A 24,524-nucleotide genomic window follows, 5' to 3' on the forward strand; every position below is an offset into this window, starting at 1 on the left:
GAGCAAGCCCAATGCAGAATGAACTGGCCTCCGGGCAGTCGCCCGTCTTCATGTCCGTCAGAACCGAATCCGGCAAAGCCCGGGTGCGGGCCGCGGTTGCAGGCTTTCAATCCCGCCCCGGTCAGGTTCAGCCCTCGATCCCGGAGAAGATTGCCGCCGTCAAAGCGCGCTATGATGCCCGCAGCATCACCGGCCATGGCATCGACGAGATGTTTGACGCCCTGGTGCAGGCCGGCCAGCCGGTGACCGCACCGATGCTGCTTCTGAACTCGATGGGCGAGAAATTCCGCGGCCATCTGGCCGGCATCACCGGCACCGCCTTTGACGGCAGCAAGCCGATTGATCTGGTGGCAGTGGCGCAGCTGCAGATCCACCGGGCCCGCAAACAGGGCGGCAGCAGCGCCGGCTGGGAGACCTTCCTGGCCTTCCTGGCGCCGCCGCAGCAGCCCCTGCCGCCGGAGCAGGCGCAAGCCCAGGCAAAACCGCAGCCGCAGGCAGAACCGCAGCCTGCAATGCAGGCCGCCGCCGCCTCCGCGTCTTTGGCCGGCAGTTCAAACCCGCTGGAGCAAATCGCCCGCCTCGCACAGCAAGCGCAGGCACGGCCGCATTAACCGGGCCGGCAAAGACAAAAGGGCCCGGCCGCCGGAAAACCGGCAGCCGGGCCCTGATCATTTCCAAGGCTGCTTTTTAGCGGAGCGTGATCAGTTGCTGCCGGCGGTGGTGCCGGTTGCCGCATCCCCGGACGGCTCCAGCAGGCCCTCGACGGTGCCGGTGGCGCCTTCCACCGCGTCAGACACCGCATCCGCTGCGCTGTCCTGCACCGCATCAACCGTGCCCGAGGCCGCATCCGCAGCCCCGTCCACCGCATTGCCCGCGGCCGCCGCGGCGTCTCCGGCGGCATCAGCCGCGGCCTCGGCAGCTGCACCGGCGGTGTCCTGGACCGCGTCAACCGCACCCTCTGCGGCCTCTGCCGCGGCGCCGGCCGCATCGGTTGCGCCCTCCACAGCACCCGCAGCCGCATCCGCGGCGCCGTCCACTGCGCCCTCAACCGCATCCGCCGCAGCCTCTGCCGCGCTGTTCACAGCCTCGGCACCGTTCTCCACGGCCTCTTCCACAGCTTCTGCCGCCTCTTCCAAAGCCTGCTCAGCCGGAGCCGCGCTTTCCTCAGCCGCCTCCGGTGCGGTGCTGCTTTCGCCGCCTTCCGCCTGCGGCGCTTCCGGCGCGCTGTCCTGCGGCGCAGGGGTGTTCAGCAGGAGATAGCCGCCCACCGCAGCAGCCCCCAGGACGATCAGGATCAATAGCTGTTTCATAATGCGTTCCTTCCATGTTCCGGCCGCTCCCGGGCCGGGCCGCACGCTTTGTGCGCCTGCCTGCCAAATGAGGCCGCGGGAGGCAGGTCTCAAGGGGGAAGTTTCACCCGGACGCGTCACGGGCGGGAGCACGCCGCCAAAGCCGCCCGCGGCGGCGGAACCCTGCCGGAATCCCGTCATTTCATGGCTTTGCGCCCGCTCTGCCAATGCCGCCGCACTGCGGATTTCAAGGGAGTTTCGCAACATGCGGCCTTGAAAAGCGGCTTTCCTGCCGCCATACCCGGCTTAAGTCTTAAATCACTCGCGCGGGGGCAGTAGCGTTCCCGCACTTTTTGCAATGACAGAAGGATCGCAGTCATAGCCCGCAGACCTCATAACGCGCCGCCGCAACGCGACACCGGCCCGCGCGTCAACGAAAAAATCCGTGCCTCCGAAATCCGCCTGATCGGCGCCGATGGCGAAAACGTCGGGGTTGTTCACCCCGCCAAGGCCATGGACATGGCGGCAGAAGCCGGATTGGATCTGGTTGAAATCTCGCCCAATGCCACCCCGCCGGTGTGCAAGATCATGGACTTCGGCAAGTTCAAGTACGAACAGCAGAAGCGCGAGAGCGAAGCCCGCAAGAAGCAGAAGATCATCGAGGTCAAAGAGGTCAAGTTCCGCCCCAATACGGACACCCATGACTACGAAGTGAAGATGCGCAACGTCTACAAGTTCCTGGAGAACGGCGACAAGGTGAAGGTCACCCTGCGCTTCCGGGGCCGCGAGATGGCGCACCAGAACCTGGGCCGCGAACTGCTTGAGCGGGTGGCCGAAGACATCAAGGAGCTCGGCAAGGTCGAGAACATGCCGAAGATGGAAGGCCGCCAGATGATCATGATGATCGGCCCGCTGGCCAAGAAGTAAGCCTTTCTGCCATCCAATGTTCAGCCCCGCAGGCCGCCGCCCGCGGGGCTTTTCTTTTGCGCAATCCAATCGCGGTTAGCGCTGCCTTAACGCCTCGCCGCTAGAACGGAGGCACCCCTAATTCAAGGCACCGCAATGAAGAGTTTGACCGACGTTCAGAACACCGCATTCATGGCCATCGGCCCCAGCCGCATTGCAGCGCTGTCACTGCTGGCGCTGGTGCAGAACCAGGCCGGTCCGGCAGGCGGCGGCCCCGAAACCGACCCAAAGGCGGTGCTTGATCTTTCGGCGCAGCGCATCATTGCGGCCTATACCATGCTCGGCACCGGCCTGACGGAACTGCTGCAGGACTGCGGCTACAGCCTGCCGGAGGATCTGGACGCCAAACGCCGCAGCTGCCTGGAGATACTGGCGCCGCTCTACCGGGCAGTGGCCGAACCCGGCAAGGACATGCTGGAGGAGGCCGCAAGGATCCCGGACCTCGCAGGCCTCTGCCTCTACCGGCTGGAGCCGGTGATCTCGGGCTTCCTCAAGCAGATGGTCGAGACCCTGCGGGCGGCGCAGCAGATGCGCGAAGAATCGCGCGACGAAACCATGCGCGCCACCATCGCCAGTGCCGAAAGCGTCGGCCGCAACATCAAGTTCATCTCCTTCAACGCCTCGATCGAGGCGGCGCGGATCGGCGAGATGGGCAAGGGCTTTGCCGTCATCGCCACCGAAATCCGCGAGCTGTCGGGCAAGACACAGACCCTGCTGGAAGAGATGTCCAGCTACCTGAAGCACTGACGCAGGCGGCTCAGCCGGCCGCGGCCACCGCCCGTTTTGCCATGACACCCACCAGATGGGCGCGGTATTCCTTGGAGCCGTGCAGATCGCCGATCATGCCGCCGGCATCCACACTCAGCCCCTCCAGCGCATCCGGCGCGAAGCTGGCATCCAGCGCCGCCTCGGCCTCATGCCAGCGGAACACGCCCTCCTCCGAGGCGCCGGTGACAGCCACCCGCACGCCCGCCGCATATTTCGCTACAAACACCCCTACCAGCGCAAAGCGCGAAGCGGGCTGCAGGAACTTCTGGTAATTGGCCTTGTCCGGCACCGGCAGGCGTACCGCGGTGATGATCTCACCCTCTTCCAGCGCGGTCTCGAACAGGCCGCGGAAATAGTCGTCAGCCGTGATCTCGCGCCGGTTGGTGACGATGGTGGCGCCGCTCCCCAGCACCGCCGCCGGATAGCAGGCCGCCGGGTCGTTATTGGCCAGCGAGCCGCCAATGGTGCCGCGGTTGCGGACCGCCGGATCACCGATATGGCTGGCCAGCTCCGCCAGCGCCGGATAGGCGCCGCCTGCCGCTTCTGCCACTTCGGCATGGGTCACCGCGCCGCCGATGGTCAGCATGCCGCCGTTGTCGCTCAGCTCCTTCAGCTGCGGAATGCCCGCAAGGCTCACCAGTTTCGACGGCATCGCCAGCCGCTGCTTCAGCGTCGGGATCAGCGTCTGCCCGCCGCCCAGCGCCTGCGCGTCCTCATCCGCCAGCGCGGCCACGGCCTCGGCGACGGTTGAGGGTTTCTCGAACTCGAATTCATACATCTTCTTTTCCTTTCCAAAGAGCGTTCAGGCTCTTCTTCTGGCTGGAAATATCCCGGGGATGCGGGGGCAGCGCCCCCGCGAACACCTCATCCATTCATCGCCGCCCAGACCCGCGCAGGCGACAGCGGCATGTCGATATGGGCCACATCCTTGCCGCCCGACTGCAGCGCGTCGATCACCGCATTGACCACCGCCGGCGGCGAACCGATGGCGCCGGCCTCGCCGCAGCCCTTCACCCCCAAGGGGTTATGGGTGCAGGGGGTCTGGCAGGAATGGTCCACCTGATAGAACGGCACATCATCAGCCCGCGGCATCGCGTAATCCATGAAGGAGGCCGACAACAGCTGGCCATCCGCATCATAGGCGGCATTCTCCAGCAAAGCCTGGCCGATACCCTGCCCCAGCCCGCCATGCACCTGGCCGTCAACGATCATCGGGTTGATGATATTGCCGAAATCATCCGCCGCCGAGAAGCGCTCGATACTGACCTTGCCAGTGTCCGGATCCACCTCCACCTCGCAGGCATAGGCGCCGGCCGGATAGGTGAAGTTGGCCGGATCATAGAACGCGGTTTCCTCCAGCCCCGGCTCCAGCTCCTCCAGCGGGTAGTTGTGGGGCACATAAGCCGTCAGGGTCACATCGCCCCAGGCCACCGACTTGTCGGTGCCCGCCACGGTGAATTGGCCGTCCTTCAGCTCGATATCGGCGTCCGAGGCCTCCATCAGATGGGCGGCGATCTTCTTGGCCTTGGTGATGATCTTTTCGGTTGCCCGCACCATGGCCGAACCGCAGACCGCGATGGAGCGCGAGCCATAGGTGCCCATGCCAAACGGCACCCGGCCAGTGTCGCCATGCACGATATCGACCATGCTCTCATCAATGCCGATCATATCGGCCACCACCTGCGGGAAGGAGGTTTCATGCCCCTGCCCGTGGCTATGGGCGCCGACAAAGACGCTGATGGTGCCGGTCGCGTTCACCCGCACGGTAGCAGCATCATAAAGGCCGGCGCGCGCGCCCAGCATGCCAACGATGTTGGAGGGGGCGATGCCGCAGGCCTCGATATAGCAGTTGATGCCAAAGCCGCGCAGCTTGCCGTTTTTCTCGCTCTCGGCGCGGCGGGCGGCAAAGCCCGCCACATCGGCGACCTGCTCCAGCTTGTCCATCGTCGCCACGTAATCACCGGTGTCATAGGTCAGCGCCATCGGGGTTTCATAGGGGAACTCACTGATGAAGTTCTGGCGGCGCAAGGCAATCGGGTCGGCGCCCAGCTCACGCGCAGCCTTGTCGATGACGCGCTCCAGCTGGAAGGTCGCCTCGGGCCGGCCGGCACCGCGGTAGGCATCCACCGGGACGGTGTTGGTGAAGACGGTCTTGACGTTCACCTGCACGATGGGCGTCTTGTAGTTGCCGGCCATCAGCGTGCCATGCAGGTAGCTCGGCACCGAGGTCGAGAAGGTCGAGAGATACGCGCCCATATTGGCCATCGTATTGGTGCGCAGCGCGGTGAAATTGTTGTCCGCGTCCAGTGCCAGCTCGATTTTCGTCACATGATCGCGGCCATGGGCGTCGGAGATAAACGCCTCCGACCGGGTCGAGGTCCATTTCACCGCCCGCCCGCAGGCCTTGGCGGCATGGGTGCAGAACGCCTCCTCAGCGTAGTGGAAGATCTTGGAGCCGAAGCCGCCGCCCACATCCGGGGCCACCACCCGCACCTTGTGCTCGGGCAGGCCCAGCACGAATGCGCACATCAGCAGGCGGATCACATGCGGGTTCTGGCTGGTGGTGTGGAGCGTGTATTCATCAGTGCCGCGGCTGTACTCGCCAATGGCCACGCGCGGCTCCATCGGGTTGGCGACCAGCCGGTTGTTGACCAGATCCAGCGTAGTGACATGGGCAGCACTGTCAAAGGCGGCCTGCACGGCGGCATCGTCATCATTGCCGAACACCCAGTCATAACAAAGGTTTGAGGTCAGATCCTCATGCACTTTGGTGCTGCCCTCGGCCAGTGCGGCTGCCATATCGACCACTGCGGGCTTGTCGCCCAGGTCCAGCTCGATGGCCTCAGCCGCATCGCGGGCCTGTTCCAGCGTGTCGGCGACCACGGCGGCGACGATCTCGCCCACGTGGCGGATGGTGCCGTCGGCAATGATCGGATGGCGCGGCTCCTGCTGCGGGTTGCCGTGGCGGTCGGTCACGCCCCAGCCGCAGGGGATGCCGCCGACCTCGGCAAAATCGGCGCCGGTGAAGATCTTCACCACGCCGGGCATCGCCTCAGCCGCGGAAGTGTCGATGGAATTGATGGTTGCATGGGCCACATCCGCGCGCAGGAAATGCACATGGGCCTGGCCGTGCACGTTGATGTCGTCGGTATAATTGCCGGCTCCTGTCAGGAACCGCACGTCCTCGCGCCGCTTGGGGCTGGCGCCGATGCCGTTATCTTTGGGCATGTCTGGATCTTCCTCCCTGGAGGGTGCTGCCTCGGGGCGCACCTCTTGGTCACTTACTCCTTGTTCAGCTCAGGCCGCGTGCCGGCCTGGGGTCGTGCGGTGTCACTCGGCCGCGATGGCAGAGACATCCTGGCCCGAGGCCGCCATGATCGCCTTGACGATATTGTGGTAGCCGGTGCAGCGGCACAGGTTGCCTTCCAGGTATTCGCGGATTTCAGCCTCGCTGGGCTTGGGGTTGTCTTTCAGCAGGGCTGCCGCCGACATCACCATGCCCGGCGTGCAGAAGCCGCATTGCAGACCGTGATGGTCCTGGAACGCCTGCTGGATCACGTTGAGCGAGCCATCGGCATTGGCCTGCCCTTCGATGGTGGCAACCTCTGCGCCATCCGCCTCCAGCGCCAGCATGGTGCAGGCCTTCACCGCCTTGCCGTCCACATGCACCACGCAGGCACCGCACTGGCTGGTATCGCAGCCCACATGGGTGCCGGTGAGGCCCAGTTCCTCGCGCAGGAATGATGATAGAAGCGTGCGCCCCTCGGCTTCGCCGCTGGCAGCCTTGCCATTCACGGTCATTGAGACCTTGGCCATAGTACCCTCCCTTAGCTTGATTTTTGTCTGGCTGGTCAGAGTTAACCACGGCTCCGGCCATCCGCGAAGCCCTTTCGGGCCTCTTGCGGCGGTAAAATGTGCGTCAGCAGAACTTACCTAAGGTTGTGACCCAACGTCACAAATTCGGGGCCCGCGCGATGCTGCGGGGCAGCGCTCAGCCTTCTGCATCGCGGCGCGGCATCGGGCGGGTCGGGATCTCTTTCAACAGGCCGCCGACCCCCATCGCGGCGATGTCCCGGGCACTGACGGGGATGCCGCAGATCACCCGTTCCAGCACCCAGTCGGCACCATTGAGCGCCGGAGAGCGGGCGCAGCCCGGCAGTCCGATCACCGGCTTGTCCTGAAAGCAGCCCAGAAACAACAGGTTGCCGGGGTCCACCGGCATGCCGAAACGGGTGACGGTGCCGCCGGCCTGCCGCACCGCCTGGGGGGCCACATCCAGCGGGTCGGAAGTGGCAGAGCCGGTCAGCACCAGCACCAGCTGCCCTGGCGCCTGGGTGATGGCCTCTGCCAGCGCATCCTCCCGGTGCGGCACCACCACGCGCGGCGACAGCGTGATCCCCATCCGGTGCAGGCGGCCTGCCATTGCCGCACGCCCCTTGTCCGGCGGAGTGTCCGCACTCACGGCAGTTTCGATCAGCGTGGCAGAGGCGAACACCGGCGGCAGCACCCGGATGGCGTCCCCTGCCCCTGCGCTTGCGCGGCGGATGGCATCACCTGACACCCCGTATGAGATGATCTTGATCGTCGCCAGCATGCCCCCCGCATCGGCGCGGTGATAGTCCGGCACGGTGGCAACGGTGATCATCGGATCAACCGCATTCACCGCCTCCAGCCTGTCCCTGTCCAGCCGCACCAGCCCGGCGCCCGCGGCATAAAGGTTCACCCGCCCGGTGCCCGCGCCCGAGATCCGGATGCCCTGCGCGTTCGGATCCGGGATCAGCGCGTTTGCAAGCGCCTGGGCCGCGGCATCCTCATGCAGGTCGGCGGGGTCGAGCCGGGCGACGGTCAGGGTGTCATGGCCCGCGGCGGCGAGGTCCGCGAGGTCATCCGCGCTCAGCTCCGTGCCCTTGGCGATCTTGCGGGAGGCGCCCTGCAAGGAGTGGGCAAGGATTGCGCCTTCGGCGTCCTTGAGGGGGACCGGGCCGAACCTCATGGCTGTTTGCCGCGCAGCACGGCGGTCATTTCCGCCAGGATGGAGACGGCGATTTCCGCCGGACCCGCCGCGCCGACATCGAGGCCGATAGGGCCGTGGATGCGGTTGATCTGGTCTTCAGAGAAACCAGCCTCTTGCATCCGCGCGGCGCGGGCAGCGTGGGTCTTCTTGCTGCCCAGCGCGCCGATATAGAACACATCTGCCTTGAGTGCGGCTTGCAAAGCCGGGTCGTCCAGTTTCGGATCGTGTGTCAGCAGCACCAGCGCGGTGCGGGTGTCGAGGCCGAGTTGTTCAACTGCCTCATCCGGCCAGTCGTCCATCAGCGTCTCGCCGGGGAAGCGTTCGGGGGAGGCGAATGCGGCGCGCGGGTCGATGATCACCGGGTCATAACCGGCAATCCGCGCCATCGGCACCAGGGCTTGCGTAATGTGCACCGCGCCGACGCAGACCAGCCGCAGCGGCGGGTTGTGGACGGCCACAAAGGTCTCGCCGTCCTCCTCCAGCCCGGAGCGGTCCATGCGCATCCGGTCCGGGTAACCTTCGCGCGCCAGGCGGCGGGTGCCGGTCGCCAGGTTCACTTCATAAGCCACGGGGGTGCGGCTGGCTCGGGCCTGCACCAGGTCCTGCAGCAGCGCCTCGGGCAATGCGGAGCCGATCGGTTCCACCAGCACCTTGATGGTGCCGCCGCAGGCAAGACCGACGGCAAAGGCGTCCGCGTCGCTGACGCCGAATTCCAGCAGCCGGTGCTTGCCGTCCTTCAGCGCCTCCAGCGCTTCCATGACCACCGCGCCTTCGACGCAGCCGCCGGAGACGGAACCTTCGATCTGCCCGTCATCGGAGACCGCCAGCTGCGAGCCCGTGCGCCGCGGCGCCGAGCCCCAGGTCTGCACCACTGTGGCAAGAGCCGCACCCCTGCCTGCGCGGTGCCAGTCCAGCGCAGTTTCCGGCGCGTTTTCGAATTGGGTTCTGTGCTGCTGCATCTTGCGTCCTCCCCGGCCGCTTGGGCGGCGCTTGCCCCTAAACCTCGGCGCTGGCACGGGAAGTTTCAAGCCGGAAGCCGCCCCACAACACAGGAAAACGCCCGCCGTCCCCCGCGGCGGGCGCTCCCTCTGCCCTTGGCGCGGCTTACTCCGCCGGCTGCGCGGCAGCCTTCTGCGGCACCAGCCGTTCCGGCAGGGCAAAGGCCAGCGCGATGAAGCCAAGGCCCAGCACAATCCCCAAAAGGTCGCCGGGCAGTGCCATCAGCCCCTCATACCTGGCGCCGGGAACGGTGCCGAGCGTCACCTTGCCGCCTGCGATCTTGTCCAGCAGGCCGCTGGCCTTCCAGGCCGGATAGGTGGCCATATAGGCAGCCGCACCCAAGAGGCCGCCCGCGATAAAGAACAGCGCGTCTTTACGCCCGGTCGCTGCGGCCACAACGCCGGTGCCGGGGCAATAGCCCGCAATGGCCCAACCCGCGCCCAGCAGCAGTCCGCCGAGGAAAACACCGGCATAGGCGGTCTTGACCGACATGTGGCCGACATCAACCAGCCCCGCCATCTGGCCGCCGAACATCAGCACCGAACCGGTGCCGATCGCCAGCAGGATGGATTTCGCCAGGTTCACATTGGTGAGGTTCAGCATCTTGCCGATCACCGTGGGGTTGGCGGCCCCGATCCGGTCCAGCACCGCGCCAAAGGCAGCGCCGATCACGATTGCCAGGATGATGGTGGTCATGGCTCAGGCCTCCTGTTTGAACATGATGAGGGACACGGGGATGGCTGCGGCAAAGGCACCGGCGGCAAAGATGTAGCCCGACAATGCGGTCTGCATCATGCCGGACATCATGTGGCCGGAGGTGCAGCCGCCCGCCAGCCGCGCGCCATAAAGCACGATGAACCCGCCGAAGAAGGCCGCAGCATAGCGTTTGACCTTGCAGTCTCCGAAATTGGCGCGCCACAGGGCGGGGATGCTGCGGTCCCCCTTGGCGATGCCGCCGCGCAGCTTGGCTGACAAGAGCCCGCCCAGCGCCATCGCCAGCACAAAGACAAAGCTGTAGTTCAGCGGACTGGCCACGGCCTTGGCATATTTGCCATCCGATTTCGCCAGATAGGCGTTGGTGGAGGTGTATCCTTCGGCGGTCTGCGTCACCAGATCCGGGGACACCGCATCTGCGGCAATTCCGTTCAGGATCACGAATTGCGTGGATACGCCGATCGGTTTGACCAGCAGCACCGCCAGGAAGAACACCAGCCCCAGCAGGAGCCCCCCGGCTTTCCAGTTGAGTGGCATGTTTGCTCCTTTCGCACGTTACATTCCATTTTTGGAATACCACGAAGCGCAGGGGACCGGGTTGATCCAGATCAACTCACATTCCATTTTTGGAATTCTATTAATGCCGCCTCAGAGCAGCGCCATCAGCCGCGCCTTCTCGCCTGCGTCATGGGGGCTGGAGATCACCCGCGCCAGGTCTTGCAGCGAGGCGATGGAATGGCCCGCGCGGAAGCTGTCGGCATAGGGCAGCATGGCGCGGATGCCCTGGGCCTTGGGGGCAAAACCGTCCCAGCGCAGCAGGGGGTTAAGCCAGATCAGCCGGCGCGATGACAGCTGCAAGCGCTGCATTTCGCGCTCCAGCCCTTCCGGGTCGCCGCGGTCCAGCCCGTCGGTGATCAACAGCACCACCGCCCCCTGCCCCATCACCCGGCGCGACCAGTCGCGGTTGAAGGCGTGCAGGCAGTCGCCGATGCGGGTGCCGCCCTCCCAATCCTGCGCCTCAGCGCCGGCGGCGGCCAGGGCGGCATCCACATCGCGCTGTTTGAGGTGGCGGGTGATATTGGTGAGGCGGGTGCCGAAGGTGAAGCCATGCACCTGCGCCCAGCCCTGCCCCTTGGCATTGGCGGCGGCGTGCAGAAAATGCAGGATGATGCGGCTGTACTGGCTCATCGAGCCGGAAATGTCGCAGAGCACCACCAGATTGGGCCAGCGGATGCGGCGCTTGGCGCGGGCGATCTGCTGCAGGTCGCCGCCTTGGCGCGCAGCATTGCGCAAGGTCCGGCGCCAGTCGGCCCGCTGCCCCTTGGGCGCGGCCATCAGGCGGCGGGACTGGATTGGCGTCACCGGCAGTGCGAGCTGCGCCAGAATGCGCTTGGCGGCGGCGATCTCGGCGGTGCTCATCTGTTCGAAATCGAGGCTGCGCAGGCGTTCCTCTGCCGACATGGTGAGGGTGGAGTCGACCTCGATTTCGGTACCGTCCTCTGGGCTTTCCGGCGTCCCCGGCGGTTTCTGCATCCCGTCCAGCAGCGCCTCAGCCGCGCGTTTTTCTGCCGGCTTGGCGGCGCGCTCCTCCTGCACGCCGCGGATCGCGGGCAGCATCGCGGCCATCATGTGCTCCAGATAGCGCGGGTCGCGCCAGAACAGGCGGAAGACCTGGGCGAACACAACCCGCTGTTCCGGCTTGGTGACGAAACAGGCGTGCAGGGCCCAATAGAAGTCCTGCCGGCTGGTAAAGCCTGCCGCCGCCACCGCCTGGACCGCGTCCAGTACCCGGCCCGGGCCAACGGGCAGCCCGGCCTTGCGCAAAGCGCGGGCGAAATGGGTGAGGTTCCGGACCAGTTTGGGGTGGTCTGGCAGGGTCAGCGGCGGGGTGTCAGGCATATGCCTTGATGGGGGCGCTGCCCCCATACCCCCGGAGTATTTTCTGACCAGAAAGAAGCATCAGGCGGCGTCGAGGCTGGCGCGGGCCTGGTCGAGAATACGCTTGGCCTCGGAGCCGTGCAGGCGGGCGATGTCGTCCTGGTATTTGAGGATGGCGCCCAGCGTGTCGGCGATCACCTCGGGGCTGAGGGCGATCACGTCCAGCGCCAAAAGGCAATTGGCCCAGTCAATGGTTTCGGCGACACCCGGTTTCTTGAACAGGTCCTCGGTGCGCAAAGCCTGCACGAAGGCGACGATTTCGCGGCTGAGCTGCCGGCTGGCCTCGGGGGCGCGGGCCTGGAGGATTTCAATCTCGCGGGTGAAATCGGGGTAGTCCACCCAGTGATAGAGGCAGCGGCGTTTCAGGGCGTCATGCACCTCCCGGGTGCGGTTGGAGGTGAGCACCACAACCGGCGGCTCCGGCGCCTGGATGGTGCCAAGCTCGGGGATGGTGACCTGAAAATCTGAGAGCGCTTCCAAGAGGAAGGCCTCAAAGGGTTCGTCGGTGCGGTCCAGCTCGTCGATCAGCAGCACCGGGGCGCCGTTTTCATCGGGCCGCATGGCTTGCAACAGCGGCCGTTCGACCAGATACTCCGCGGAGAAGAGCTCTGATTGCAGGGCGGCCCGGTCGGCTTCGCCTGCGGCCTCAGCGGTGCGGATGGCAACCATCTGGGCGGCGAAGTTCCATTCGTAGACGGCGCTGGCGGCATCCAGGCCTTCATAGCATTGCAGCCGGATCAGGCGGCGCCCCAGGCAGGCGGCCAGCGCCTTGGCGATCTCTGTCTTGCCGGTGCCCGCTTCGCCCTCGAGGAACAGCGGCCGGCCCAGTTTCAAGGAGAGGAACACCACCGTGGCCAGCGCCCGGCCGCAGACATAGCCCTGGGCCGAGAGCATGGTTTGCACCTGATCGATGGATTGCGGCTGCATGGGCGGGCCTCCTGTTTGCCTGCCAACAGGCCATGCGGGGCGGCGCCGGTCAAGCCATGCCGGGCTGCGACGCTGCGGCGGCGGGGCGGCGGCGGGGCGGGCGCAGCCAATCGTGACGCCCTTGGGAAGAGTTGTATAAACCGGTGCGCCGGGTAAAACTCGTTCTCAGGAAGGCTGCGCCACCGGCGCGGGGCCGGCAAAAGAGAGACACCGCATATGCACGACGCGCAGAAACAGCTGGAAACCCTCCGCCGCCAGGTCCGGGAGCACCAGGGCTGATGCGGGTGCTGGCGGTTCTCTGCGTGCGCAACGAAGGCGCGTTCCTGCTGGAATGGCTGGCCCATCACCGGGCCGCTGGCTTCACCGATTTCCTGGTGTTCTCCAACAACTGCCAGGATGGCACTGCCAGGATGCTGGACCGGCTGGAGGAGATGGGGCAGCTGACCCACCTGCGCAATGAGGGGCCGTATGACAAGGGCGGCATCCAGTTCACCGCGCTGAAGCGGGCCGACAAGCATCCGCTGATGAAGGCGGCAGACTGGGTCATGGTGCTGGATATAGACGAATTTCTCTGCATCAAGACCGGCGCTGGCACGGTGGCGGATCTGCTGGCAGCTTTGCCGGAGGCGGATGCCGTCACCCTGACCTGGCGGCTGTTCGGCAATGGCGGCATCGTGCGCTATGAGGATGCGCCGGTCACTGCGCAATTCACCCGCTGCGCGCCGGAGGTGGTGCATTGGCCGTGGCGGGCGGTGATGTTCAAGACGCTTTACCGCAATGACGGCACCTACCGCAAATGCGGCGTGCACCGGCCGCGCGACGTGCGCGATGCGGCGCGGCTGGTGGGGTTCCGCTGGTTCGACTGCGAGGGCCGCGCGCTGGGGGAAGACTTCAAGACCCGGCGGCTGTTTTCCGACTACGGCCGGCCCAACAGCCGGCTGGCGCAGCTGAACCATTACCCGCTGGGGGCGATGGAGAGCTATGTGCTGAAAGCCGACCGCGGACGGGTCAACCGGCAGGCGGAGCTGGGCATGGATTACTGGACTGAGCGCAACTACGGCACCGATATGGACACCTCGATCTCGCGCTATGACGCCGCCCGCGCCGGGCTGCAGGCAGAGCTGATGGCGGACCCGAAGCTGGCCCGGCTGCATGCCAGGGCGGCGGAGTGGCGCCATGCGCGCTTTGCCGAGCTGATGCGCAAGGAGCCCTGCCGCGCCTTGTTTGCCCGCCTGCTGATGACACCGCCTGCCCGGCCCGTCAGCCCGGCGGCGGCGCAGCTGCTGCGCAGTTTCGCAACTCAGGATCCGGACGCAGCGCCTGCGCCGGAGGGCGGCAGCTGACCCCCCGGCCCGGGCCGGCAAACAGCCGCCGAATGAACGCCGCACTGCCGCAATGAGGCATAGGTTTTTCCAAATTTGGCCTTATTTCTCACCTAACTGTAAATGCAATCAGCACCCGGACCTATGGGGGCATAGAGGATAGCAGGCATGCAGGACGGACTTGAAACTCTGGATGAAGACCTTTCCGGGCTGAAGCCTGCCCAGTGGAAGGCCCGGATGGCGGCGCTGGCCGAAGAGCATGGCATGTACCAGCCGCTCGGCGACAAGCATTTCGCCACCTTCATCGACCAGGGCAACACATTGCTGGTGACCTTCGAGACCATCCAGGGCATCCACAACCTGTCGGATCAGGCGCAGCCGCTGGGGTTCGACCTGGTGAAGAACCTGGGCTGGTCGCATATGTGCGTGGTCTCGGACGGCGACACCTGGTTCCGCGAGGGGCGCATCTATGGCTTCTTCGACCAGCTGATCGATGACGGATTTTTCGACGAGTTCGACAATGTGATCTTTTACGGCGCGGGCCCTTGCGGCTATGCGGCGGCGGCCTATTCGGTGGCCTCCCCCGGTGCGGTGGTGGTGGCGGTGCAGCCGCAGGCGACGCTGGATCCGCGGATGACCGAATGGGACGACCGTTTTGCCGAGATGCGGCGGCTGTCGTTCACCGACCGCTACGGCTATGCGCCGGACATGCTGGATGCCGCCGATCAGGCCTATGTGATCTACGACCCGAAGGAGCAGCTGGATGCCATGCATGCGTCGCTGTTTGCCCGCAAGAATGTGACCCGGCTGCGCGCCCTGCATATGGGCGATGCGGTGCAGACCCGGCTGATCGAGATGGAGATGCTCTATCACATCCTGTCGCTGGCCGGCAGCCGCAAGCTGACCAGCGCGGCGTTCCACAAGATGTTCCGCAGCCGCCGCAACAACTCCTTCTTCCTGCGCAACCTGCTGAGCCGGCTGGAGCGGGACGACCGCCCGTTCCTGATGGCGCTTCTGTGCCGCAACGTGACCGAGCGGATGCGGGCACCGCGGTTCCGCCGCCGTCTGACCGAGCTGGAAAAACGCGCCGAAGACGGCGAGTTCAATTTCCCGGCCAAGGTCTGAGCGGCCCGGGCCATCCGCGCGCAATCAGCTTCTTCTTTTCTGCCCTGCCTTATGCTAGGCGGGCTGCATGACCGACACGCTGACCATCCCCCGCCCTGACGACTGGCATCTGCATCTGCGCGACGGCGCCATGCTGCAGGCCGTGCTGCCCGAAACCGCCCGCCATTTCGGCCGCGCCATCATCATGCCGAACCTGGTGCCGCCGGTGGTGCGCGGCGATCAGGCCGCCGCCTACCGCGAGCGCATTCTGGCGGCGCTGCCCGGGGGCATGGCGTTCGAGCCCCTGATGACGCTTTACCTGACCGAGGACACCGATCCCGAAGACGTCGCCGCGGCGCATGCCAGCGGGCTGGTGAAGGCAGTGAAGCTCTACCCGGCGGGGGCCACCACCAACTCGGCCTCGGGAGTGACCAATTTCGACAATGTCCGCCCGGTGCTGGAGAGGATGGCTGAGATCGGCCTGCCGCTCTGCACCCATGGCGAGGTCACCGATAACCACATCGACATCTTCGACCGCGAGGCGGTGTTCATCGACCGGGTGCTGGATCCGATCCGCAAGGCCACCCCCGGCCTGCGGGTGGTGATGGAGCATATCACCACCAAAAACGCCGCCGATTACGTGGCCAGCCAGGGCAGTTCGGAAGGCGGGGACCTGGGCGCGACGATCACCACGCACCACCTGATCATCAACCGCAATCACATCCTGGCAGGCGGCATCAAGCCGCATTACTACTGCCTGCCGGTGGCCAAGCGCGAGGAGCACCGCCTTGCCCTGCGCGCCGCTGCTGTCTCGGGCGACAAGCGCTATTTCCTGGGCACCGACTCGGCGCCGCATACCGACCCCAACAAGCTCAGCGAATGCGGCTGTGCCGGCTGTTTCACCGCCACCAACACCATGTCCCTCCTGGCGCATGTGTTCGAGGAAGAAGGCGCGCTGGACAAGCTGGCGGGTTTTGCCTCGGAACATGGCCCGGCGTTCTACCGCCTGCCGGTCAGCAATGAGACGCTGACGCTGACCAAGTCGGACGCGGCCGTGGAATTCCCCAAGAAGATCGAAACCGGCGACGGCCCGGTGACGGTGTTTGATCCGGGCTTCCCTGTTCACTGGAGTGCGGAATAGCCACACTTGTTAACTATCTCTTAACGATCTTAACCTCGCCCTTGCCGGGAATCAGTGGCCTCTATCATTTACTGGGCCATTCATTTCCGCCAGCATTTCTGGCTGGAATTTTTCCGGTAAAGGGCAAGGTATGACGACTTTTACACTTAGCGGCACACAGGTCGACTATAAGAATGGAAACGCCACCAAGGTAAAACCCGCCGATATTTCGGTTATCGTTTCGTCCTCCAAATCCACTTTCTCTTATACAATCGACGGGCGTGATGACGACGGCGTGGCGATCATCGACGTAAAGGACAACATTCAGCAGGTGATCGTCGGCGGGCTCAACCTGGATGATGCGGGCCACGTCCGGTCGGAAGAGACGCTGATCACCAAAGTGACCTGGTCGGGCGGCACCACCACCGTGCTGATCCTGAGCCTGGAGACCGGCGACAACACCGATACCGAATATTACTTTGCTCTGGACGGCGCGCCGCTGCCGAACCTGAAGTCGGTATCCGCCTGGGAAAGCCTCGACGACTTAATCACCAATCTGACCGATCCGACGGGCAAATTCGGCGCCGGCAAGGATATCCGCTGGTCGTCTATCGACGGCGTCTCCTCGACTGAAGACGATGAATTCTGGGGCACTCGCGGGCGCGATACTTTCAAAGGCTTTGCGGGCGACGACTATTTCACCAGCTCCAACGGCCGCGACACCTATGACGGCGGCGGCGGCGATTATGACCAGGTTGCCTTTACCAACGATCCCAACGGCGTCATTGCCAATCTGAAGACCGGCAGCGCGACCGACGGCTGGGGCAAGACCGACACTTTGAAAAGCATCGAAATGCTGCGCGGTTCCGCCCATGCTGACAAGTTCACCGGGAACGGCAAGAACAACGTGTTCCGGGGCTTGGAAGGCAAGGACACTCTGAAGGGAGGCAATGGCAAAGACGAAGTCCGCTATGACCGGGATGAACGTTTCGGCGGCACCGATGGCGTCAAGGTTGACTTGGCAAAGGGCTTCGCCATTGACGGGTTCGGCGACCGGGACACTCTGACAAGCATCGAACGCGCCCGCGGCTCCGAAAGCGCGGACGAGCTTCTGGGCAACGGCAGCGGCAACCGGCTGACGGGTCTGAGCGGGAGTGACACCCTCTCCGGCAAGGGCGGCAACGACTTGATCCTTGGCGGCGGCGGCAACGACAGAATTCTCGGTGACGCAGGTAATGACGATCTGTTTGGCGAAGCCGGAGCGGACCGTTTTATCTTCAAAGGCAATTTCGGGAACGACACAATCGGCGATTTCCAAACCGCCGGCTCCAAAGAAAAAATCGATCTGTCCGACATCGGCAGCATCAAGCATTTCAAGGATCTGAAAAACAATCATCTGTCCTCCAATTCGGACGGAGATGCAGTGATCAGCGACGGTAACGGCAACTCGATCACCCTTGACGGCATCGCCGCCGGCGATTTGTCGGGGAACGACTTTATCTTCTGATCGCCCGGGCGGGTCTGAAAAAGCCGGGGAGCAGGCTCCTGCTCCCCGAAGCCAGGGCTTCAAACCGGCAGCATTCCGGTTTATGGACAGCAAAACCGCTGCCGCAAAGGATGCCCGCATGATCCCGACTTCCTACCCGTCCAAAGAAGAAATCGCCCGGCTGTCGGCCCGGATGCTGCTGGAAATCGGCGCGGTGAACTTCAATACGGATGAGCCCTATACGCTGGCCTCCGGACTGCCCTCGCCCAGCTACATCGACTGCCGCAAGCTTATCTCCTTCCCGCGCATCCGCACCACGCTGATGGACTTCCTGACGGTGACCGTGATGCGCAATGCGGGGTTTGAGGCGTTTGACAATATTGCGGGCGGCGAAACCGCCGGCATCCCCTTTGGCGCGCTGGTGGCCGAGCGGATGGCGCTGCCGATGACCTATGTGCGCAAAAAACCCAAGGGTTACGGCCGCAATGCCCGCATCGAAGGGGTGATGACCGAGGTTCAGCGCGTGCTGCTGGTGGAAGACATGACCACCGACGGCGGCTCGAAACTGTCCTTTGTGGATGCGATCCGCGAGACCGGCGCCTCTTGCGGCCATACCGCGGTGATCTTCTACTACGACATCTTCCCCGAAACCACCAAACGCCTGGGCGACCACGGGGTTGAGCTGCATTACCTGTGCACCTGGTGGGATGTTCTGGCCGAAGCCAAGGCGCAGAAAAGCTTCAGCGAAGAGACCCTGGCCGAGGTGGAAAACTTCCTGAAGGATCCGCGCGCCTGGCAGGAGGCGCACAAGGCCTGACCGGGCACGGGGCGGAAACGCCCCTCCTGCCCCCTCCGCGGGGCGGGCAATCCGCCCATCTTTCCGCCGCTGGCCGCGGCATGCGCGCAATTCCGCCTAACGCAAGGTAAAGCGTTACGGGGCGGGCTGTGGAAAAGCCTGTCCCGAATCATTTCCCGCACCGGGCTGCGCGCAGATCTAGGGGTCTTCCCAGAAGTCCCCGCATCATATAGTCTGCATAGGACAGGTTTGCTGGCCTTTTGCGGTAAACAGCCCACAGCCCCGGCGCGGATATCCACAGGGAATCCACAGAGATTCCCAGATAGGAGAAATCCCGCCCCCGCCGTATAAGGCTGGCCTAACGACGAGAGCAGTGATGAACGAGATTACCCCTTTCGACGGCGATATGCCTCCGCCGGCCCCGATGCCGGACCAGATGCCGGGGGCCGCTCAGGCAGACCAGGCGGTGCCTGACAATGAGCTGCCGCATTCGGTTGAGGCGGAGCAGCAGCTTCTGGGCGCGATCCTGACCAACAACGAGGTCTACGACAAGATCGCGCTGATCATCGACTCGTCGCATTTCTACGATCCGGTGCATGCCCGGATCTATGAGGTGGCCGCAGCGCGCATTTCCAAGAACGCGCTGGCCTCGCCGGTGACGCTGAAGGCGTTTCTGGAAGACCACGAAGGGCTGAAGGAACTGGGCGGGCCGGCCTATCTGGCCAAGCTTGCCGGCGCGTCGATCTCCGCCTTTGCGGTGCGGGACTACGCGCAGATGATCTATGACCTGGCGATCCGGCGCGAGCTGATCGCCCTGGGCCAGAGCATTGCAGACAAGGCGCGCCGCGTCGACGTGGCGTCGGAACCAAAAGAGCAGATTGTTGAGGCGGAGCAGTCGCTTTACCAGCTGGCAGAGCAGGGCCAGACGGAAAGCGGTTTCAAATCGTTCCTCAAGGCCGTCACAGAAGCGGTCAATGTGACCAACGAGGCTTACCAGCGGGGCGGCGGCATGGCCGGCATCTCGACAGGGCTGGTGGACCTCGACAAGCAACTTGGCGGCCTGCATCCCTCGGACCTCCTCATTCTCGCAGGCCGCCCCTCTATGGGGAAAACCTCGCTGGCGACCAACATCGCCTTCAACGTCGCCAAGGCCTACAAGCGCGGGGTGAAACCCGATGGCAGCGAAGGCGCCGTGGACGGCGGCGTGGTGGGCTTCTTCAGCCTCGAGATGAGCGCCGAGCAGCTGGCGGGCCGTATTTTGGCGGAAGCCTCTGAAATCTCCTCGCACAAGATCCGCCAGGGCGACATGACAGAGGGCGAATTCCGCCGCTTTGTGCAAGCGGCGAAGGATCTGGAAAGCTGCCCGCTGTTCATCGACGACACCCCCGCGATTCCGATCTCGCAGCTGGCGGCGCGGGCGCGGCGTCTGAAACGGACGCATGGTTTGGACCTGTTGGTGGTCGACTATCTGCAGCTTTGCCGCGGCATGTCGGACAACCGGGTGAACGAGATCGCCGAAATCTCGATGGGGATGAAGGCGGTTGCGAAAGAGCTGAACATCCCGGTGATCGCCCTGTCCCAGCTGTCGCGCCAGGTGGAAAGCCGCGATGATAAACGGCCGCAGCTGTCGGACCTTCGGGAATCGGGCTCGATCGAACAGGACGCCGACGTGGTGATGTTCGTGTTCCGCGAGGAATACTATAAAGAACGGGAAAAGCCCGGCGACCACGAGCTGGAGAAAATGGAAGAGTGGAAAGAGGCGATGGAACGCCTGCACGCCAAGGCCGAGGTGATCGTCGGCAAGCAGCGTCACGGCCCCATCGGCACGGTAGAGCTGAGCTTTGAGGCGCAGTTCACCCGCTTCGGCAACCTCGCCAAAGCCTGGCAGCAGGGCTACGAGGAGCACTGAAACAGAAGGTGCACACCGCTCCTCCGCACGCTGTGTTCACTTGAAATTAAGCGAATGCGTGCACATCTATGGCGCCGGCGGCCAAAACTCAGCCTTGCTGCGTGCCGTCCGGCGCTTTATGCTGCCTGCACAGACCGGATTGTCCGGCCATTTGGGAGAATATGTATGAAACTGGGTCCTGATCCGATCATCGTTTGACCGCCGCACCGCCCGGGCCGCCGGGCCGGGCCGCGGGTCAGCTCCTGTGCGGTGCCTTGTACCGCGACAATTTCAGCTTGGGAAAGGCCAGTTTGAAGGCCATCATCAGCGCTTTACCGCTGGTTTCCGCATCGGCGCTTGATCTGCGGATCAAGTCCACCGCCTGCACCCGGCCGCCCAGCGACAGCGTCTTGTAGCTGTCATAGTTCAGCCCCTCGACCTGCGCCCGGATCTTTTCCAGGATCCCGTAGTAGTCGATCGCCTGATGCAACAGATCGCCGGGAATGAAATGCAGGCTGCTGATATGGGTGCGGTAAACCTCGGTATGGCGGGCATCGGTGACATGCGGCACCAGCTCCGGGTTTGTGCTGAGCGCCGCAAACAGCACGTCGCGGGTGGGAGACACCTTGCGGAAGGTCTCCATGTCGCGCGTGTTGAAATCGATTTCGGCAAACAGCGCCCGCACCAGCCGCTTGCGGGCTGTCATTTCGACATAGCGCAGCCGCAGAAACCAGCCCGCCGCACCGGCCGCGACCGAAAACGGCAAAACCTGGAAACGGATGCTGCCAAAGAGTTCCCAAAGCCAATCCATCGACGCTCTTATCCAAACCGCTTGCAGGCCGTGCCGATTAAACTGGCGGGCACTGCGCGAAACCACAACCATTTTTTCGCCTGTGAGCCTGCCCCGCCGCCTTTCCCACTTGACCTGCGGCCTGTCCATGTCATGAACACCGCATGAGCACGGCAAAACTGACAATCAACCTGGATGCGCTGGTCACCAACTGGCGGAATCTGGATGCGCTGACTGCTTGCGAGACCGCAGCGGTGGTGAAGGCGAACGGGTACGGCCTGGATGCAGGCCGCGTGGGCAAGGCGCTGGCCAAGGCGGGCGCGCGCAATTTCTTTGTGGCCGCGGCCGAGGAAGGCGGCGCGCTGCGCCGTGCGCTGGGGCCGGGTCCCGGCATCTCGGTGTTTTCCGGCCATATGGAGGGCGACACCAAGCTGCTGAAGGACTTCCAGCTGACGCCGATGCTGAACTCGCTGGACCAGATGCTGCGCCACTTTGAGACCCTGCCGGGCCACCCGTTCGGGGTGCAGCTGGACAGCGGCATGAACCGGCTGGGCATGGAACCCGGCGAATGGGCCGCGGTGGCAGAGATCGCCCTGGGCCAGAACCCGGTTCTCTTGATGTCGCATCTCGCCTGCGCCGATGAGCCGTCGCATCCGATGAACGCGCAGCAGCTGCAGGCCTTCCGCGAGATGACCGCCGGGCTGGAGATACCCCGCTCGCTGGCCGCCACCGGCGGCATGCTCTTGGGCAAGGACTATCATTTCGACCTCTGCCGCCCCGGTGTCGGCCTCTATGGCGGGCTGCCGTTCACCGACGCGGTGCCGGTGGTGCATCTGGACCTGCCGGTCATTCAGACCCGCGACCTGGCGCCGGGCGAAAGTGCCGGTTACGGCAACGCCTGGGTCGCCAAGCGCCCCAGCCGCATCGCCACCGTCGCCGCCGGGTATGCCGACGGGCTGCACCGGGCAATCGGCAATGGCGGCATTCAGGTCTTTGCGGGCGAGACCCCCTGCCCCGTCGTCGGCCGCGTCTCGATGGATCTGATCACCGTCGATGTCACCGGTCTGGCAGAGGTGCCGCAGGCGCTGGCCATCCTCAACGAGCGGCAGACCGTCGACATGCTGGCCGAAGCGGCCGGCACCATCGGCTATGAGATCCTGACTTCCACCGGACACCGCTACGCACGGACCTATCAGGGATGAACCCGATTACCCTCCTGGCCCGGCTGGGCCGCACGGCCCTCACCGGGCTGGCCGCCGTCGGCCGCGCGGCGCTGTTTGCGCTTGGCGCGTTCAGCCACATGATCCGCCCGCCCTATTACCCGCGCGAGTTCTTCCAGGCGCTGTTGAACATCGGCTGGCTGTCGCTGCCGGTTGTGGGCCTCACCGCGATCTTCACCGGCGGCGCGCTGGCGCTGCAGATCTACGCAGGCGGCGCCCGATTCAACGCCGAAGCGGTGGTGCCGCAAATCGTCGCCATCGGCATGGTGCGCGAACTTGGCCCGGTGCTGGTCGGGCTGATGATTGCCGCGCGGGTGACCTCCTCCATCGCCGCTGAAATCGCCACCATGAAGGTGACAGAGCAAATCGACGCGCTGGTCACGCTGTCGACCCACCCGATGAAATACCTGGTGGCGCCCCGCGTTCTGGCGGCGCTGATCACGGTGCCGGTGCTGGTCGGTGTCGGCGACATCATCGGCATCATGGGCGGCTATACGGTTGCGGTGCAGAACCTCGGCTTCAACGCCGCGGCCTACCTCAAGAACACCGTCGACTTCCTGGAGGCGCACGACATCATCTCCTCGCTGACCAAAGGCGCCGCCTTCGGCACCATCGCCGCCCTGATGGGCTGCTATTACGGCATGCAATCGGGCCGCGGCGCCCAGGGCGTGGGCCGCGCCACCAAGGGCTCGGTCGAATCCGCCGCGGTGCTGATCCTCGCCGCTAACTTCATTCTGACAGGGGTGTTTTTCTCGCTATGATCCGCATGGAGAACGTCCGCAAAGCCTTTGGCGACAATGCTGTGCTGAACGGCATGAACCTGGAAATCCCCAAAGGCACCTCGATGGTGATCATCGGCGGCTCCGGCACCGGCAAGTCGGTGGCGCTGAAAAGCATCCTGGGCCTGATCCAGCCGGATTCGGGTGAGATCTATGTCGACGGCCGCCCGTCCGGCTCCGGCGACCGGGACAAATTCCTGGCCCGTTTCGGCATGCTGTTCCAGGGTGCGGCCCTGTTTGACAGCTTGCCTGTCTGGCAGAACGTCGCCTTCCGCCTGCTGCGCGGCCACCTGAAACGCCCGGCCGAAGAAGCCCGCGAGATCGCCATCGAAAAGCTGCGCCGCGTCGGCCTCAAGGCCAATGTCGCCGACCGCTACCCGGCAGAGCTGTCGGGCGGCATGCAGAAACGCGTCGGCCTCGCCCGCGCCATTGCCGCAGAGCCCGAGATCATCTTTTTCGACGAGCCCACCACCGGCCTCGACCCGATCATGTCGGGTGTGATCAACGACCTCATTCGCGAGATCGTGGTGGAAATGGGCGCCACCGCCATGACCATCACCCACGACATGACCTCGGTCCGCGCCATTGCCGACAATGTGGCGATGCTGCACGGCGGGGTGATCCAATGGACCGGCCCGGTGGCCGAAATGGACCAGTCGGGCGATCCCTATATGGAGCAATTCATCCACGGCCGCGCGGAGGGGCCGATCGAGGCGGTGCGCTAAGGCTCACCCCAGGCTTGCCCCTCTTCTTCTGGCTGCAAATATCCCGGGGGAGCCGCGCCCTGCGCGGCGGGGGCAGAGCCCCCCTGTCCCGGCGCCCGCAAAGGAAGACACTGTCAAATGACCCTCCGCCTCCTCACCCTGTCGCTCTTGATCCTCTACCCCGTCGCCTGGTTTGCGCCCTTGATGCGGGCCGGGCTGCTGCCCATATTCGGGCTCAGCGAAATCTCGGTGATCACCGGCCTGCAAAGCCTTTGGGGCAGCGACGCGGCGCTGGCGCTGATTGTCACCTTCTTTGCGATCTTTGCCCCCTACCTCAAGACCATCGGCCTGGCGCTGGTGCAGTGGGACCTGTTGGACGCCAAGGTACAGCCGGTGCTGCATGTGCTGGGCAAGCTGGCGATGGCCGACATCTTCCTCATCGCGCTCTATATCACGCTCGCCAAGGGCATTGGCCTGGCCACGATCGAGACCGCCTGGGGGCTCTACATGTTCACCGCTTGCATCATTGCCTCGCTGGTTCTGGGCCTGCTCACTGCACGCAGCCAGCGCTAAAGGGGCTCTGCCCCCGGCCCTGACGGGCCTCCCCCGGAGTATTTGAAACCAGAAAGAAGCCGCTTCTTTTTGGTCACAAATACTCCGGAGCGCGAGGCAGAGCCTCGCATCTGCCGGCGCCGCAAGC

General features: G+C 64.7%; 24 protein-coding genes. 13 read left to right on the forward strand and 11 right to left on the reverse strand.

The window, feature by feature from the left end; all coding sequences use genetic code 11:
- Positions 1–11: 11 nt before the first annotated feature.
- Entirely contained in the window at positions 12–611 is a 600-nt protein-coding gene (locus ACXAEH_RS07635; protein ID WP_475031862.1) for a hypothetical protein, read from the forward strand.
- A gap of 90 nt (positions 612–701) precedes the next feature.
- Here the strand turns inward: ACXAEH_RS07635 and ACXAEH_RS07640 are convergent, their stop codons facing one another.
- Entirely contained in the window at positions 702–1,310 is a 609-nt protein-coding gene (locus ACXAEH_RS07640; protein WP_475031863.1) for a hypothetical protein, read from the reverse strand.
- 444 nt (positions 1,311–1,754) lie between these two features.
- Between ACXAEH_RS07640 and infC the strand changes: the two genes are divergently transcribed.
- Both infC and ACXAEH_RS07650 read left to right on the forward strand, forming a co-directional pair.
- Positions 1,755–2,216, forward strand: coding sequence for a translation initiation factor IF-3 (gene infC, locus ACXAEH_RS07645; protein ID WP_475035539.1), 462 nt, complete (start codon positions 1,755–1,757; stop codon positions 2,214–2,216).
- A 135-nt stretch (positions 2,217–2,351) separates the two neighbouring features.
- Complete coding sequence (locus tag ACXAEH_RS07650; RefSeq protein ID WP_475031864.1) at positions 2,352–3,002, forward strand: methyl-accepting chemotaxis protein; 651 nt, start codon at positions 2,352–2,354, stop codon at positions 3,000–3,002.
- Positions 3,003–3,012: 10 nt separating this feature from the next.
- Here ACXAEH_RS07650 and ACXAEH_RS07655 read toward each other — a convergent pair whose 3' ends face one another.
- The 9 genes from ACXAEH_RS07655 to ACXAEH_RS07695 form a co-directional block, all read right to left on the reverse strand.
- Positions 3,013–3,801 carry an FAD binding domain-containing protein gene (locus ACXAEH_RS07655; RefSeq protein WP_475031865.1) on the reverse strand — a complete coding sequence of 263 codons (789 nt, stop codon included), beginning with the start codon at positions 3,799–3,801 and terminating at the stop codon, positions 3,013–3,015.
- An 86-nt stretch (positions 3,802–3,887) separates the two neighbouring features.
- Complete coding sequence (locus ACXAEH_RS07660; protein WP_475031866.1) at positions 3,888–6,251, reverse strand: xanthine dehydrogenase family protein molybdopterin-binding subunit; 2,364 nt, start codon at positions 6,249–6,251, stop codon at positions 3,888–3,890.
- Between the two features lie 102 nt (positions 6,252–6,353).
- On the reverse strand, positions 6,354–6,839 hold the full coding sequence (locus ACXAEH_RS07665; protein WP_475031867.1) for a (2Fe-2S)-binding protein: 486 nt from the start codon (positions 6,837–6,839) through the stop codon (positions 6,354–6,356).
- A 175-nt stretch (positions 6,840–7,014) separates the two neighbouring features.
- Entirely contained in the window at positions 7,015–8,016 is a 1,002-nt protein-coding gene (locus tag ACXAEH_RS07670; protein WP_475031868.1) for a molybdopterin-binding protein, read from the reverse strand.
- Entirely contained in the window at positions 8,013–8,996 is a 984-nt protein-coding gene (locus ACXAEH_RS07675; RefSeq protein ID WP_475031869.1) for an XdhC family protein, read from the reverse strand. The genes ACXAEH_RS07670 and ACXAEH_RS07675 overlap by 4 nt, the downstream gene beginning before the upstream one ends.
- A 145-nt stretch (positions 8,997–9,141) precedes the next feature.
- The gene (locus ACXAEH_RS07680) at positions 9,142–9,732 is read right to left on the reverse strand and encodes a YeeE/YedE thiosulfate transporter family protein (protein WP_475031870.1); all 591 of its coding nucleotides are present in this window, start codon (positions 9,730–9,732) and stop codon (positions 9,142–9,144) included.
- 3 nt (positions 9,733–9,735) lie between these two features.
- A complete protein-coding gene (locus tag ACXAEH_RS07685) occupies positions 9,736–10,287 on the reverse strand; it encodes a YeeE/YedE thiosulfate transporter family protein (RefSeq protein ID WP_475031871.1) in 552 nt (183 codons plus the stop codon).
- A gap of 111 nt (positions 10,288–10,398) precedes the next feature.
- Positions 10,399–11,649: a vWA domain-containing protein gene (locus ACXAEH_RS07690; protein ID WP_475031872.1), complete on the reverse strand. Its 1,251-nt coding sequence runs from the start codon at positions 11,647–11,649 to the stop codon at positions 10,399–10,401.
- A 60-nt stretch (positions 11,650–11,709) separates the two neighbouring features.
- The gene (locus tag ACXAEH_RS07695) at positions 11,710–12,615 is read right to left on the reverse strand and encodes an AAA family ATPase (RefSeq protein WP_475031873.1); all 906 of its coding nucleotides are present in this window, start codon (positions 12,613–12,615) and stop codon (positions 11,710–11,712) included.
- Between the two features lie 278 nt (positions 12,616–12,893).
- Between ACXAEH_RS07695 and ACXAEH_RS07700 the strand changes: the two genes are divergently transcribed.
- The 6 genes from ACXAEH_RS07700 (at position 12,894) to ACXAEH_RS07725 (ending at position 20,352) form a co-directional block, all read left to right on the forward strand.
- Entirely contained in the window at positions 12,894–13,958 is a 1,065-nt protein-coding gene (locus tag ACXAEH_RS07700; RefSeq protein WP_475031874.1) for a glycosyltransferase family 2 protein, read from the forward strand.
- 147 nt (positions 13,959–14,105) lie between these two features.
- Complete coding sequence (locus tag ACXAEH_RS07705) at positions 14,106–15,062, forward strand: phosphoadenosine phosphosulfate reductase (RefSeq protein WP_475031875.1); 957 nt, start codon at positions 14,106–14,108, stop codon at positions 15,060–15,062.
- A 67-nt stretch (positions 15,063–15,129) separates the two neighbouring features.
- A complete protein-coding gene (pyrC, locus tag ACXAEH_RS07710; RefSeq protein WP_475031876.1) occupies positions 15,130–16,182 on the forward strand; it encodes a dihydroorotase in 1,053 nt (350 codons plus the stop codon).
- A 130-nt stretch (positions 16,183–16,312) separates the two neighbouring features.
- Positions 16,313–17,668 (forward strand): calcium-binding protein, encoded by a 1,356-nt coding sequence (locus ACXAEH_RS07715; protein ID WP_475031877.1) that lies wholly within the window; start codon positions 16,313–16,315, stop codon positions 17,666–17,668.
- A 118-nt stretch (positions 17,669–17,786) separates the two neighbouring features.
- Positions 17,787–18,464 (forward strand): orotate phosphoribosyltransferase, encoded by a 678-nt coding sequence (locus tag ACXAEH_RS07720; RefSeq protein WP_475035541.1) that lies wholly within the window; start codon positions 17,787–17,789, stop codon positions 18,462–18,464.
- A 355-nt stretch (positions 18,465–18,819) separates the two neighbouring features.
- Entirely contained in the window at positions 18,820–20,352 is a 1,533-nt protein-coding gene (locus ACXAEH_RS07725) for a replicative DNA helicase (protein ID WP_475031878.1), read from the forward strand.
- Between the two features lie 235 nt (positions 20,353–20,587).
- On the opposite strand, the gene ACXAEH_RS07730 is transcribed toward ACXAEH_RS07725, so the two are convergent.
- A complete protein-coding gene (locus ACXAEH_RS07730; RefSeq protein WP_475031880.1) occupies positions 20,588–21,142 on the reverse strand; it encodes a hypothetical protein in 555 nt (184 codons plus the stop codon).
- Positions 21,143–21,285: 143 nt separating this feature from the next.
- Between ACXAEH_RS07730 and alr the strand changes: the two genes are divergently transcribed.
- The 4 genes from alr (at position 21,286) to ACXAEH_RS07750 (ending at position 24,397) form a co-directional block, all read left to right on the forward strand.
- Positions 21,286–22,323 carry an alanine racemase gene (gene alr, locus ACXAEH_RS07735; RefSeq protein WP_475031881.1) on the forward strand — a complete coding sequence of 346 codons (1,038 nt, stop codon included), beginning with the start codon at positions 21,286–21,288 and terminating at the stop codon, positions 22,321–22,323.
- Complete coding sequence (locus ACXAEH_RS07740) at positions 22,320–23,102, forward strand: MlaE family ABC transporter permease (RefSeq protein WP_475031882.1); 783 nt, start codon at positions 22,320–22,322, stop codon at positions 23,100–23,102. The genes alr and ACXAEH_RS07740 overlap by 4 nt, the downstream gene beginning before the upstream one ends.
- Positions 23,099–23,845 carry an ABC transporter ATP-binding protein gene (locus ACXAEH_RS07745; protein ID WP_475031883.1) on the forward strand — a complete coding sequence of 249 codons (747 nt, stop codon included), beginning with the start codon at positions 23,099–23,101 and terminating at the stop codon, positions 23,843–23,845. Before ACXAEH_RS07740 ends, ACXAEH_RS07745 begins: the two co-directional genes overlap by 4 nt.
- Positions 23,846–23,962: 117 nt before the next feature.
- Entirely contained in the window at positions 23,963–24,397 is a 435-nt protein-coding gene (locus tag ACXAEH_RS07750) for a paraquat-inducible protein A (RefSeq protein ID WP_475031884.1), read from the forward strand.
- Positions 24,398–24,524 lie beyond the last annotated feature (127 nt).

It is taken from the genome of Leisingera sp. ABM4_060 (assembly GCF_056158765.1).